9 protein-coding genes are annotated in these 13,846 nt (G+C 39.5%); 5 read left to right on the forward strand and 4 right to left on the reverse strand.

Annotated elements, in window-relative coordinates; all coding sequences use genetic code 11:
• Positions 1–293 precede the first annotated feature (293 nt).
• From I6J02_RS14755 to I6J02_RS14765, 3 genes are all read left to right on the forward strand, one after another.
• The gene (locus I6J02_RS14755) at positions 294–1,412 is read left to right on the forward strand and encodes a M42 family metallopeptidase (RefSeq protein ID WP_201678613.1); all 1,119 of its coding nucleotides are present in this window, start codon (positions 294–296) and stop codon (positions 1,410–1,412) included.
• 43 nt (positions 1,413–1,455) lie between these two features.
• On the forward strand, positions 1,456–1,767 hold the full coding sequence (locus I6J02_RS14760; protein ID WP_201678614.1) for a DUF3467 domain-containing protein: 312 nt from the start codon (positions 1,456–1,458) through the stop codon (positions 1,765–1,767).
• A gap of 263 nt (positions 1,768–2,030) precedes the next feature.
• Positions 2,031–3,539 (forward strand): carbon-nitrogen hydrolase family protein, encoded by a 1,509-nt coding sequence (locus I6J02_RS14765; protein WP_201678615.1) that lies wholly within the window; start codon positions 2,031–2,033, stop codon positions 3,537–3,539.
• Between the two features lie 83 nt (positions 3,540–3,622).
• On the opposite strand, the gene smc is transcribed toward I6J02_RS14765, so the two are convergent.
• Both smc and I6J02_RS14775 read right to left on the reverse strand, forming a co-directional pair.
• Complete coding sequence (gene smc / locus I6J02_RS14770; RefSeq protein WP_201678616.1) at positions 3,623–7,165, reverse strand: chromosome segregation protein SMC; 3,543 nt, start codon at positions 7,163–7,165, stop codon at positions 3,623–3,625.
• Between the two features lie 116 nt (positions 7,166–7,281).
• On the reverse strand, positions 7,282–7,767 hold the full coding sequence (locus I6J02_RS14775; RefSeq protein WP_201678617.1) for a regulatory protein RecX: 486 nt from the start codon (positions 7,765–7,767) through the stop codon (positions 7,282–7,284).
• 72 nt (positions 7,768–7,839) lie between these two features.
• Between I6J02_RS14775 and I6J02_RS14780 the strand changes: the two genes are divergently transcribed.
• The gene (locus I6J02_RS14780) at positions 7,840–10,281 is read left to right on the forward strand and encodes a bifunctional UDP-N-acetylmuramoyl-tripeptide:D-alanyl-D-alanine ligase/alanine racemase (RefSeq protein ID WP_201678618.1); all 2,442 of its coding nucleotides are present in this window, start codon (positions 7,840–7,842) and stop codon (positions 10,279–10,281) included.
• Between the two features lie 52 nt (positions 10,282–10,333).
• A complete protein-coding gene (locus tag I6J02_RS14785; protein ID WP_003001351.1) occupies positions 10,334–10,930 on the forward strand; it encodes a DUF502 domain-containing protein in 597 nt (198 codons plus the stop codon).
• A gap of 58 nt (positions 10,931–10,988) precedes the next feature.
• Here I6J02_RS14785 and I6J02_RS14790 read toward each other — a convergent pair whose 3' ends face one another.
• Together I6J02_RS14790 and I6J02_RS14795 are read right to left on the reverse strand one after the other, a co-directional pair.
• A complete protein-coding gene (locus I6J02_RS14790; protein ID WP_201678619.1) occupies positions 10,989–12,056 on the reverse strand; it encodes a hypothetical protein in 1,068 nt (355 codons plus the stop codon).
• An 11-nt stretch (positions 12,057–12,067) separates the two neighbouring features.
• On the reverse strand, positions 12,068–13,843 hold the full coding sequence (locus I6J02_RS14795; RefSeq protein WP_201678620.1) for an HSP90 family protein: 1,776 nt from the start codon (positions 13,841–13,843) through the stop codon (positions 12,068–12,070).
• Between the last annotated feature and the right edge of the window lie 3 nt (positions 13,844–13,846).

The following is a 13,846-nucleotide window of genomic DNA, read 5'->3' on the forward strand; positions in this document are numbered from 1 at the left end:
TTCATCATTAAAAACAGGACACACAACTGATCGCTGCATCCATAGAATTATTCTTTCCGTAAAGAATTGGGGAAAAGAACGTATTATTCTGAATTTTTGATTATTTTACATTCTCATCCCGGCAGAGTGTATTATACTGTGCTGTCAGGGAAGAAGATGCAGATTATAATCCTTGTTTTTGAATACGATTGAAACAGAATACAGGTTTCCATTCCGAAAACTTCAGATTATCTTTTTTAACTTTGCCCTGACGTTACTGTATAAGTAAAAATATCTGAAATCATTAATTGAATATGGCTAAGAAAAGTGAAAAAACAGAAAAAAAACATACACCGATAGTGACGAAAGAGTCGCTTTCTTTTTTTGAAAAATACATAAATAATCCTTCACCAACAGGTTTTGAGTGGGAAGGTCAGCGCATGTGGCTGGATTATCTGAAACCGTATGTGGATAAGACTTATATTGATAATTATGGTACTGCTGTTGGAATTATCAATCCGGATGCGCCTTATAAAGTAGTTATAGAAGCACATGCAGATGAGATTTCCTGGTTTGTAAACTACATTACCAAAGATGGTTTGATCTATGTTATCCGTAACGGAGGTTCAGATCATCAGATTGCACCTTCCAAACGTGTAAATATCCATACAGATAAAGGAACCGTAAAAGCTGTTTTCGGATGGCCGGCTATTCATACCCGTTCGGGAGAAAAGGAAGAAGCGCCTACTCTCAAAAATATTTTTCTGGATTGTGGCTGTACCAGCAAAGAAGAAGTGGAGGAGTTGGGTATTCACGTAGGTTCAGTAGTTACTTATGAGGATGAATTTATGATCCTCAATGACCGGTATTATGTAGGACGCGCACTGGACAACCGTGCGGGTGGATTCATGATCACCGAGGTAGCGCGTTTGCTGAAGGAAAATAAGAAAAAATTGCCTTTTGGTCTTTATATCGTTAACTCTGTGCAGGAAGAAATTGGCCTTCGCGGAGCAGAAATGATTGCAGATTATATCAAACCTCATGTTGCTATTGTGACCGATGTAACCCACGATACACAAACACCTATGATCAATAAGATTACACAGGGAGACCTGGCTTGTGGTAGCGGACCAGTATTGTCCTATGCACCTGCAGTGCAGATCAATCTGAATAAACTGTTAGTCAAGGTTGCGGAGCAGAATCAGATTCCGTTTCAAAGACAAGCGTCCTCCAGATATACAGGTACGGATACGGATGCCTTTGCGTACTCTAACGGTGGTGTACCTTCTGCATTGATTTCTTTACCGCTGCGTTATATGCATACTACAGTAGAGATGATTCATAAAGAAGATGTAGATAATGTAATCAGGCTGATCTATGAAACTGTACTGGCGATAGAAGAAGGACAGGATTTCAGAACATTCCAAAGTTAATAATAAGACTATATTATAAAACCCTAAACATATTACAATAAGAATGGAAAATAACAATCAGGAGAATCAGGAATTAAGTATTGAACTGACGGAAGATACAGCAGAAGGAGTATACTCCAATCTGGCTATTATTACGCATTCATCTACAGAGTTTGTTGTGGATTTTGTTCGTATCATGCCCGGTGTACCAAAGGCAAAGGTCAAATCCAGAATTATTTTGACTCCCGAACATGCTAAAAGACTTTTAGGTGCTTTGCAAGATAATATTAACCGTTTTGAAGCGCAAAACGGACCTATTAAAGCCAACGATAATACATTGCCACTTAATTTTGGAACTCCAAAAGGAGAAGCATAATTAAAAATCTCTTGCTGCCTTTATGCGCTTATTCCGCATAAAGGCAGCAATTGCTTGTAAAACAGACCTATCCTTCCATCTGTTTTAAACTACACGTACCGGTCACTATATCAGGATATTCAGACTTTCTTTCGTGAAAATTAGTTGATTAATTTCAAAAAAATACTAAGTTAGGATAACAGTTGGCATTATTTTTTGTTTGAATGATGTATGATCGCTGATCTTAACTTTTCACTTACATTAAATTTTAAAAAATAATATATATGGATATACAGGTAAGACCTTTGACCAAAAAGGACTATAGAGATTTGAGAAACTCCATGGAAGAAGCCTATCAGGGTATGGGAGAAGTCTGGAGCCGGGAGAATATCGTTGATCTGATTGATTTGTTTCCGGAGGGGCAGTTGTGTGTGGAGGTTGATGGTCATGTTGTCGCTTGTGCTTTATCCATTATCCTTAATTCAAAAAAGAATAATATCTACGATAGTTACTACGACATTATTGATGATGGAAAATTCAGTAAACACACACATGAAGGAGATACTTTATACGGTATAGAAGTTTTTGTGCATCCGGATCACCGTGCATTGCGTCTGGGACGAAGACTTTATGACTCCCGTAAAGAATTGTGTGAACAACTCAATCTCAAAAGTATTGTAGCAGGAGGGCGTATCCCTAACTACCATAATTATTCAGAAAAGATGAGTCCTCGTGTCTATATTGAGAAGGTAAAACGTAAAGAGATCTATGATCCGACGTTAACGTTTCAGTTGTCCAATGATTTCCACGTCAAGAAGATTCTGAAAAACTATCTGCCTGAAGATATGGATTCTATGGAATTTGCGGTATTACTGGAATGGAATAACATTTACTACGAACCTGATTCCCGCTCTATTTCTACATCCAAACAAACTATTCGTCTTGGATTAATACAATGGCAGATGCGCCTCTTTGATAATGTGGAGGCTTTTTATGATCAGATTGAGTTCTTCGTCGATACGGTCAGTGACTATGGAGCAGATTTTATTATGTTTCCCGAATTTTTCAATACACCATTGATGAGTCCGTTTAATGATCTTCCTGAACGGACAGCAATGAAAAGGCTGGCCGAGCTCACTAATGATATTGTAGATCGTATACAGCAATTCGCAGTATCTTATAACGTGAATATTATAGCCGGATCTATGCCTGTCTATGAGAATAATAAACTGTATAATGTTTCCTATCTCTGTCACCGGAGTGGTAAAGTAGACTCCTATCGCAAGATCCATATTACTCCGAATGAATCTAAATATTACGGAATGATAGGAGGGAATGAAGTCAAAGTATTTGACACAGATTGCGGTAAGATCGGGTTATTGATCTGCTATGATGTAGAGTTTCCGGAGTTGAGCCGGATACTGGCGGATCAGGGTATGCAGATTTTGTTTGTTCCGTTTATGACAGATACGCAGAACGGGTATATCCGTGTACGTACCTGTGCTCAGGCCCGTGCTATAGAAAATGAATGTTATGTGGCTATTGCGGGTTCAGTAGGGAATCTGCCTCGTGTCAATAATATGGATATTCAATACTCTCAATCGGCTGTATTTACGCCGTCAGATTTTGCTTTCCCCAATAATGCCATCAAAGCAGAAGCAACTCCAAATGCTGAAATGGTGCTGATCGCGGATGTGGACTTATATGCGTTGCGGGATCTGCATGAATATGGTACCGTCAAGATTATGAAGGACAGAAGGAAAGATCTGTACGACGTACGGCTATTGAAATAAGAGAAGGATAGTAATAATCAGGTCCTGATGTAGAAAATCTTCACCCCGCATATTTGTAGAACATGCGGAGTGAAGATTTATTTTTAAGCGACATCCCTCAGGTCGACAGCAACTACTCTGGATATTCCTTGTTCTACCATCGTCACACCGTAGATGACATCTGTACTTGCTATTGTACGCTTGTTGTGCGATACGACAATAAATTGTGAATCGTTAGAGAATTCACGGATAATATTGTTGAATTTATCAATATTGGTATCATCAAGCGGTGCATCTACCTCGTCGAATATACAGAAAGGCGCAGGCTTGAGCAGATACAGGGAGAATAACAGTGCGGTAGAAGTTAATGTCTTCTCTCCTCCGGACAACTGATTGATAGAAAGCGGACGCTTTCCTTTAGGACGTGCAATAATGTCTATATCAGACTCCAGTGGATTGTCTGGATCAGAAAGAGTCAGGTCACAACTGTCTTCTTCATTAAATAAAGAACGGAATACACGGATAAAGTTTTCACGGATCATAGTAAATGCTGTCATAAATTTATCTTTGGCAGAATCATCAATCTCTTTGATAGTCGCCATTAACGAATTTTTAGCTTCCAGCAGATCAGACTTTTCTTTCGTAATGAATTCCGATCGCTCATTCATTTCATCATAGGCTTCTTTGGCCATAGGATTGATTGTTCCGTACTCATCCAGTTGCTTCTTGATCTTTTCGCATGTCATCTGCAATGCTTGTTGCGACAGGCTTGTTTCCGGAGGTTCAGTTTCCAGAAGGTCTTTGAGGTCAATATTGAATTCTACAGAAAGACGTTCCCGAAGGGCATTCAGATCGATCTGTAATTTGGTCTTTTTATCTTTAATCTCACCGATCAGCATATCGGTAAGCTCTTTTGATTTGCGCGACTGTGCTATTGCTTCTTCCAGATCATTGATGATTTTGCGTGAGGCATAGAAATCTTCTTCTATTTCCTGTAACCCTTTTTCCAGTGACTCTTTCTGAGCATACATAGCCAGCAGATCCTCATCATTATGATCTACGTGCTGGAGGGTATCTTTTATACTTTGTTGTACCTGTTCGTATTCAATAGTATTCTTTTCTATACGGACTTCAAATGTTTCTTTCTGAACATCTCTGTATTCCAGATCTTTCTGAATACCCGATACTTTATTCTGTTGCTGATGAAAATGAATATTCTGTTGATTGAAAACAGCTGATTTTTCAGTCAGGATCTCCGATATTTCATTAAAGTTTTCCTGCAAATCCTGTACTTCCAGATCTCTCTTCTGGTTCTCTATCTTCAGATCCTGCAGGGTAGGATCTGCTGTCAACAGATCATTGGTAATGGTCGTGATCTTATCTTCAATATCCTGCTTGCGATTATGACTGTTGGTAATAAATGTCTGATACTGTTCCTGTTTGGTTTTGACGGATATCAGTTCATTGTTGAGACGGTTAAGCTGGTGGCGCAACTCATCTATAGTTTCCCGTTGTGAATTGTTTTTGAGCGATACCAGTTTACCGGACTGTTCTACTTCACGGTCTTGCAATTCTACGATCTGTTGGTTCAAAGTTTTGATCTCTTTTGCCAGATTTTCAAGGTTTTTGGCTCTTCCGATTCTCTTTCCTTCAAATAAACCTACGGAACCACCCATAAGCCCTAATCTGTTTTTTGCAAATCGTCCCTCTTTGTGTAGTATGATAGTATCATCCTTTGGAAGCTGTGTTTCCAGATCGGCAGACTCTCCGTGTTTCAGAATAAAAACATGTTGTAGTAAAATCTCACACAACGTTCTGTACTTTTCTTCTACGGTGATCACATCCAGAGCCCGGATCAGTTTTTCATCCTGAATAACAGGTGCAGCGTTAGGATGTGACGTGATCGCGTCCAAAACAAAAAAGTTAGCTCTACCTCTCGAAGCATCACTCAATAGTTGGATGGCGTGTACTGCATCCTGTTGAGAATCTACTACATAATGATTCATAATAGGCTCCAGGTAATTCTCTACTGCGACACGATAGTCTTCTTTACAAAAAAGAATATCAGAGAATAGCGGAAACTGCTTTTTCCAACCTGCACTTTTGCGTAAAAAACGGATGGATTCGGGAAATCCTTCCAGATTGTCAACCAGTGACTTCGTTAGATTGTATTCGTTTTGTTTAGCATCCGCTATACGACTTTGTCTGTTGAGTTCATCCTTTACAGACTGTAATTCGGACTCCGTAGCAGTGATTTGTAGCTGTAGTTCGCTTTCTGACTGTATAGCGGATTCGTATTGTTGTTGCTGAGAATCTACCCGACCTTCAAGATCTGCAACAGCGATATTAAATTGATTTAATTCTGTTTCTTTAGAAGCAGTATCACTGACATTGCGCAGCGATTCCTGCTGAAGAGCATCTTTTTGTATATTGAGTACGGCGATATCTTTTTCCAGCTGATAGATCCGGCTTTGAATCTCGGCTCTTTCTTTTTGAAAACTATCTAGTTTCGCTTTAGCAGACTGTTGCTGTACCCTCAGCTCTTCTACTTCGGTCTTGTTTGAATCCAGATCCGTTTTGATGCTGTCAAATTTAGATTGTTCCTCAAAGAGTTCCTCATTGAGTCTCTTAATATTATAGAACGCATGATTGAGCTGTTGTTTATCATTTGCCAGTTCGGTACTGAGCCTCGTTTCTTTTTCCTGCAAATGACGCATCTGCTCATTTTTGATCTTTTTCTCAGATTCGTATGCTCTTATCTTATTGATATATTCGTGCGTACTCTTTTGTTGCACGGACAGATTTTTCTCTTTAGCAAGAATATCCTTTTTCTTTTCTTGCAGTTCTGTTTCCTGGAGCCCGATCTGGGATTGATTTTGCTGGATTACTTCCTGTTGTGCAGTTTCCTGTTCTTCCAGCTTTTCCAGGTCCTGACTGAAATCTGCAAGTTTAAAATAAGCCAGACTTACACTGGCATCTTTATACTCATCTTTGAGACGGAAATATTTATCCGCTTTCTTTGCCTGATTTTCAAGACTCTTCAGATTCTTGCCAATCTCAAACAAAAGGTCATCCACGCGGCTAAGATCATTTTCTGTTTCCTTCAGTTTAGAAAGCGTTTGCTTTTTGCGCACCTTATACTTGGATATACCGGAGGCTTCTTCAAACAGATTCCGGCGGGAATTATCTTTATTATTGATGATCTCATCAATCATTTTCAGTTCAATGATGGAATACGTATCAGCACCAAGACCTGTATCCAGAAAAAGATCCGTGATGTCTTTTAAACGACATTTTACATCATTCAGTCTATATTCACTTTCTCCGTTTCGATACAGTTTTCGGGTAATATTCACCGTTGAGAACTCTGTAGGAAGAATATTCTTTGTATTATTAAAGGTGAGAGATACTTCGGCCAGATTCGCAGGCTTACGGTTTTTAGTACCGTTGAAAATAATGTTTTCCATCTTTTCCGAACGCAGCGCCCTTGTACTTTGTTCACCCATTACCCAACGGATAGCATCTACCACATTGGATTTTCCGCAACCGTTAGGGCCTACAATAGCGGTCACACCATCATTAAAGTTGATTGTTATTTTGTCTCCAAAACTTTTAAACCCCTTTATCTCCAACTTCGTTAACTGCATATTCCTTAATTTACTTCTTCTAAAAAATAACGTGCGAAAATACTAAATATGTTTATATCCACGTAACATAGATTTTAAGTTAAGTTTATTTTTGAAGGATATGATCCATATTACCGTCAATCTATGTTTTCTTTTAGGATATCCCATATTTCTGTGCTTTCATAACCTCTTCCCGAAGCATATTGAGCCAACTTGTTTTTACGGATATAGGGATCGCTCTCTTTTAGAGAAGCTGCTTTCTTTTGCAGGATATTTGCAAGGCGGGAAAGGTATTCATCGTAATCAATAGATGCTAAAGCCTGTTTGATTAGAGGAGGTGATACTTTTTTGAAAGTAAGACCCTGTTTGATTTTTATTTTTCCCCAACCTTTCATTCTGAATTTGCCCGAAGCATAGGCCAGGGCAAACCGCTCTTCATTGAGGAAATTGTCCGAAATAAGCTCGACAATAATATTCTCTACATCCTCCTGATGCAGACCCCAATCATAGAGTTTGTCTCTTACTTCCTGTTGTGCACGCTCCTGATAAGCACAATAGCTCTCCGCTTTTAGCTTCGCCTGTGCTGCTGTCAGTATCTTCTTTTTCTTTTCATCGTCCTGCATCTTACAAAAATTAAAAAAATACCCAACTTATGGAAAAAATGGCAATCTTTGATCTACCAAAAGAGAGGTAATATGTACACGATTTCAGAGATTCAGGATATTATAAAACCCCGCAGATCTTATTTAGCCGATACTAAAGTAAGCATTCATTACCTGCTATATGACAGTAGAAAGATTGCACATGAAAAATTAGGTATTTTCTTTGCCTTTACCGGACGTCAGGACGGACATCTTTATATTCAGGATGCTTATCATAAAGGCGTACGTAATTTTATTCTGGAAAAGGATACCGAGCAGGAAGTACAGATGCCTGATGCGAATATCCTTTGGGTTGAAAATTCATGGACAGCCCTGCAGTCATTGGCGCAATATAACAGATCACAATTTCAGGGACCAGTCATTGGTATTACAGGTAGTAACGGGAAAACTATAGTCAAGGAATGGTTATTTCAGCTGATGTCTCCGGAATATAAAATCTACAGAAGTCCTAAGAGTTACAATTCTCAACTGGGTGTAGCCTTATCTCTTTGGGATCTTTCCAATCAATATAATCTGGCTATTATCGAAGCAGGTATTAGTCATGTGGGTGAAATGGATCGTTTGGAAGCTATGATTAAGCCAACTTACGGTGTGTTGACCAATATCGGTATTGCTCATCAGGAAGGATTTGCCTCTAAACTGGAGAAAACAGAAGAAAAGCTCCGCTTATTTAAAGATGCGGAGACGTTTATTTATCCGGCCAGATATCTGGAGGCTGTGCAGATACCCTATAAACCGCGGAAACTTTCCTGGGGAGAAGAGGAAGATAATCAACTGGAAGTCTATTCTATCCGTAAACCGGAGAACGGACAAACATATGTAACATTATACCACGGAGGAAAGACATTTGGTATTTCAGTTCCGTTTACCGACAGTGCCGCTATGGAAAATGCCATTACATGTGTAGCGGTGATGTTGCGTTTCGGTTACGATACGGCTTTAATAGCTGAGCGGATCAAGAATCTGTTGCCGGTTGAGATGCGTCTGGAATTGAAGAACGGCAAAAATAATACATCGGTCATAGATGATTCCTACAGCAATGATCTGGTATCCCTGCAGATTGCTTTGGATTTTTTAAATCAACAGCATCAGCATGCGAATAGTATATTGATCTTATCCGATATTCCGGGTGTCACCCTGACGGATGAAAAAAATCTCAACAAGCTCAAGCGTCTGGTTGCAGACCGTAATCTGACTCAACTGATCTTAATAGGACCTGTACTGAAACAATACGCTGAAGAATTAGCGGTACCTTCTCAATGCTATGTATCTACAGCAGATTTTATTGCTAATCTTAAAGAGATGGAATTTCGGGATGCTACTATATTACTGAAAGGAGCACGTGAGTTCCATTTTGAGGACATCAGTAAGCTTTTAGTTGCAAAATCTCATGATACAGTCTTAGAGATTAATCTGAATGCTTTGGAGCATAATCTGAATGTGTATCGTGGTCTGGTACCCAAAGATGTGAAAATAATGGCTATGGTTAAGGCCTTTTCTTATGGAAGCGGCAGTTTCGAAATTGCGAATCTCTTGCAGTTTAATAAGGTAGATTATCTTACCGTAGCCTATGCGGATGAAGGTGTGGAATTACGTAATGCAGGAATTACATTGCCTATTGTTGTCATGAGTCCGGATGAAAATGCTTTTGAATCCGTAGTGCATAATAATCTTGAACCCGAAATCTATAGTTTTCGTATTCTCAATGCCTTCATTTCATTCGTTAAAATCAAAGGTTTAAAGAATTTTCCTATTCATATCAAGGTAGATACCGGTATGCACAGGTTGGGTTTTATGCCGGACGAAGCAGATGCCCTGATTGATATCTTGAATAAACAGGATGTGGTCAGAGTGCAATCGGCATTCTCTCATCTTGCCTCAGCTGCTAATCCAGAGGATAATGCTTTCACAACTGAGCAGATCCGAAAGTTGGATCAGTTTACGGAAAAACTGCAGGATAAATTAGGATACCGCTTTTTGCGTCATATAGCAGCTACTTCAGGTATTGAGCTTTGGCCGTCTGCTTATTTTGATATGGTGCGTTTAGGGATAGGGATGTATGGTGTTGAGGCAAGCAGAACGGATCTCAACCTGCAGACAGTAGGTATATTGAAGACCAATGTAACACAGATTAAGCATATCTCTGCATCGGAGACAGTCGGCTATAACCGCCATGGCGTATTACGTCGGGACAGTAAAATCGCAACGATCAAGATCGGCTATGCAGATGGATATGACCGTCGGTTTGGTAACGGAGTAGGGAAGATGATGATCAATGGAGTTCTGGTTCCGACAGTAGGGGATATCTGTATGGATATGTGTATGCTGGATGTTACGGACACCGGGGTAAGTGAAGAAGATGAAGTTATTGTGTTTCCGGATATTTCAAAGGCTGCAAAAAGTATAGGTACGATTCCATATGAATTGTTGGTCAATATTTCACAACGGGTAAAAAGAGTTTATTTTTACGAATAATGCGCTGATGATTTTGCATCTTTGTAAATCATTTTTTAGGGTATAATACGCCATGTTTTCAAAAATTTTTAGAGGATTTTTAAACTATCTGATCAAGGGTACCTTGGTCATGGTTCCTTTAGCAGGAGCAATTTTTCTGATTGTCTGGATTGTAGCATCTGTAGATTCCACATTGAATCTGACTGAACATTTCTTAGAGGATGAAAGTGGCCATCCCTTGTATATTCCAGGTATCGGAATCTTAACTGTTATATTGATTTTAGTTCTGGCAGGTGTTATATTCACAAATTTTGTGACAGATCCGATTAAGCAGTGGATTACACGTCAGATTAACCGTATACCTTTATTTAACACCTTATATTCCTCTATCAAGGACTTCACAGAAGCCTTTGTCGGGGATGCCAAGAAATTCAATGAGCCGGTATTGGTTACGGTCAATGATATGGGGCTTAAGAAAATCGGATTTCTAACGCAGCATGATCTGAGCAAGCTCAATCTTCCGGATGATGTTATCGTTTACTTTCCTTATTCCTATTCTTTTGCCGGTCAGGTTGTAATCGTTAAGGCTGATAAAGTAGAAAAATTGAATATGTCTGCTACAGATGCGATGAAACTTGTTGTTTCCGGCGGTGTCAGCGGTTTGGAGTAAGATATTTGTAAATGTATATACAAAAATGGCCCTGCAATTTTGCAGGGCCATTTTTGTATTATCTTGTTTTTATCTGATTAGTGAAATTGTTATTCTCATTGCGAAGGTCAAATTGCTTTGCCAATAACTTTGCTTTATCCAGATAGTAAGTATAAATATCATCCACTGTATAGGTGTTTTCCGCACTGTATAATGCGTGTGACGGTGGAATATTCAGGCTGATAGTCTCATTACCTTGCTGTTGAGCTAATGCTTCAGCCATTCCTCTGGCAAAGAAAAACCTTGTGCTTTTATCTGTATCCAATGTCCATGGAATGAATTGTTCGACATAATTCCAGGCTGATTCGGGTTTTAATGCAAAGATGACCGGCATAAAATCTCCCAATGAACTAATCAGATAGGTGTCTTCTTCCCGTTCAGACAATTCCTGTATTACCCGGTCTAAGTATTGCTGTGCAATATCATGCTGGCCATTTATCAAAGCGTGGTAGGCAATATTCACTCGGGTTACAAGTGGAACACGGGCGCAGGTATATTGTTCCTGGAGGATAGGTTGCGCTTTATTCAGCCCCTCTTCAAAATTATTAGCCTGCAGTAAGGTCAGCACTTCGCTGTCCAGTTCACATGCCTGACAATCGCTGATACCATCCCGGGGGAAAAGGTTGATCTGGCTTTGCAGATAACGACTCTTTTCTACATCCATCTGTTCTGCTGCTTCATGCAATAATTTGGAGTGATAGGCTCTGAGATTATATCCTTCAAGTTCAGATCTTCTTTTGAAATCGTCCATAATATTATCCATATGAGCAAGACTGATTTCAGGGTTAGACTGCACTTCGCTGATGATCCATTTGTATTTCCAGAGGAGTTCTTCGACATCATACTCATCAGGAGAAGCATCATACGCATTTAGCAACCAGCTGAATGTTGGAAGAAAGTTCTTGCGGTCAGTGTGCTCCCATTCAATATCCATCAACTGCATGCGCAGTTCATATGCCCATTCAATATCCTGATTATCATCCGCCAGTTGTATGGCCTGTAGAAAATATTTGATCTTATCTTTATTTTTATCATCCAGATAAGATGCTTTATTTAAGAGTTTTTGTATTTCTAATGTATAGATCATGTTGTTGTCTGCTAAATATTTAAAAAATTGTCAATGCCCATGACCAACATGTCATTAATGGCTTCGTTGAATAGTGTCATCTCGGTGTCGCTGACAGGATATTTACCCAGAAGCAATGACTGTACATATAAGATATGAACAATAGAACGGATCATATAATCGTCTTTCAGGGAAAGCAGGTTGCCGATCAGTTTATTATTTCCGTTGAGACATAATAAGGGTTTGTTTTCATTCTTTTTGGCAGCGAATGAACCTAAGATATCATTAAGAGGATTTGCCGCTGATTTTTTCACAGATGATGACTTGATCGTATCTGTACCGGTGATATAAAGTGCCGGAATATCCTCAGGTGCGTACGCTTTGATCAGCACTTCACAGTTTTGAGGTTTCAGCACATCATTAGCCTTATCGATAAAGGTTACATATTCTATTTCCTGCTCGGGAGATAAATCCCGGAAGCGCGCCATGATATCTTGTGGTGTAATTTCCTTTACCTGAATAGCTGTATCAATGTATTGTGCCTTTTTTAGTAACTCTTCCTCAAATGTATATGCTGCATTGATCACCAGTATTCCCTGTGATTCTGCAATTCTGCGCATTTGTTTGAAGTCATCAATATTGGGTGTATAATAGATGCAATCCTGATAATTTTTGATGTTTTTAAAGTTTCGGAATCCTTTATTCGTCTCAAAAGGCAGGTCATCCAGAAACACACGAAGCATATCATTATCTTCTGCGGCTATCGCTTTGATATGCAGATAGTGGGTGTTGATCAGACCGTTGTACACTTTATTGTCTATTGTCCGTATATTCCGCAGGTAGTCTTTGATAGCTTCCGCTATTTCTTTTTGTGTCGCTTTCAGGTTCTCATTAGCCATTAATGATTCCCGTGAAGCTGTGGCCTGCAACTGATTACTGTTGATAATACAACGGATGAAAAATGCCCATCGCGGTAACAGTCTGCAGTCGTCATCACTCAAAAACATCCTTTTGAGATACAGTTTGTGTTGCTGACGGTTTGAAAATTGTGCTTTATGGGGTAGGATATAGGCTATAGCCTTTACTCCTCCGGATGGAGCTTCAATACGGAAAGCATCAATAAAGTTGGTGTGAAAGGTTTTTTTTCCGATTTCGAGCAATTCTTCTTTACTGATATCATGTTCCATCCATTTTCCGGCCGCAGGATTGATAAGTAATTCCTGATCTCCTTCTATACAGGTGATGGGGATGGGGAGCAGATCGCCGTAGTAGGTGAGATTCTGTTCCAGAGAAGAAAAAGCAAAAAGATGGATCCATTCCTTCTTTGGCGTCAGCATGACACGTGTTCCAATGGCCCGGGGTTCTGTGATATGTTCAATCTCATATGTTCCGTTTGCGTGTCCGGTCCAGCGAATTGCCTGTTCACTCATTGCTGAACGCGTTTCCAGAACGATCTCATTGCTGACCACAAAACAAGAAAGGAGGCCGATACCAAATTTTCCGATAAAATCCTGCGCATCGATGCTGTCTCTTTTGGAACTCTCTCCGATAACGGCAATAAACTTATGAATTTCGGCTTCAGTCAGTCCGATTCCGTTATCTTCGAATATCATCTTTTTGTCTTCTAGATGGACCGTGATCTTTCCCTGATGCGATTCGTCCAGATTTTGAAATGCTGTGATTGCATCTACTGCATTCTGTAGTAATTCACGTACAAAAGTATTCGGATTACTGTACAGGTGCTCTGAAAGGAGAGAAATCATCCCTTTCAGATTGACCTGGAAAATATATGACTCTTTTTTTTCCATGAA

It is taken from the genome of Sphingobacterium spiritivorum, from assembly GCF_016725325.1.
Lineage (GTDB): Bacteria > Bacteroidota > Bacteroidia > Sphingobacteriales > Sphingobacteriaceae > Sphingobacterium.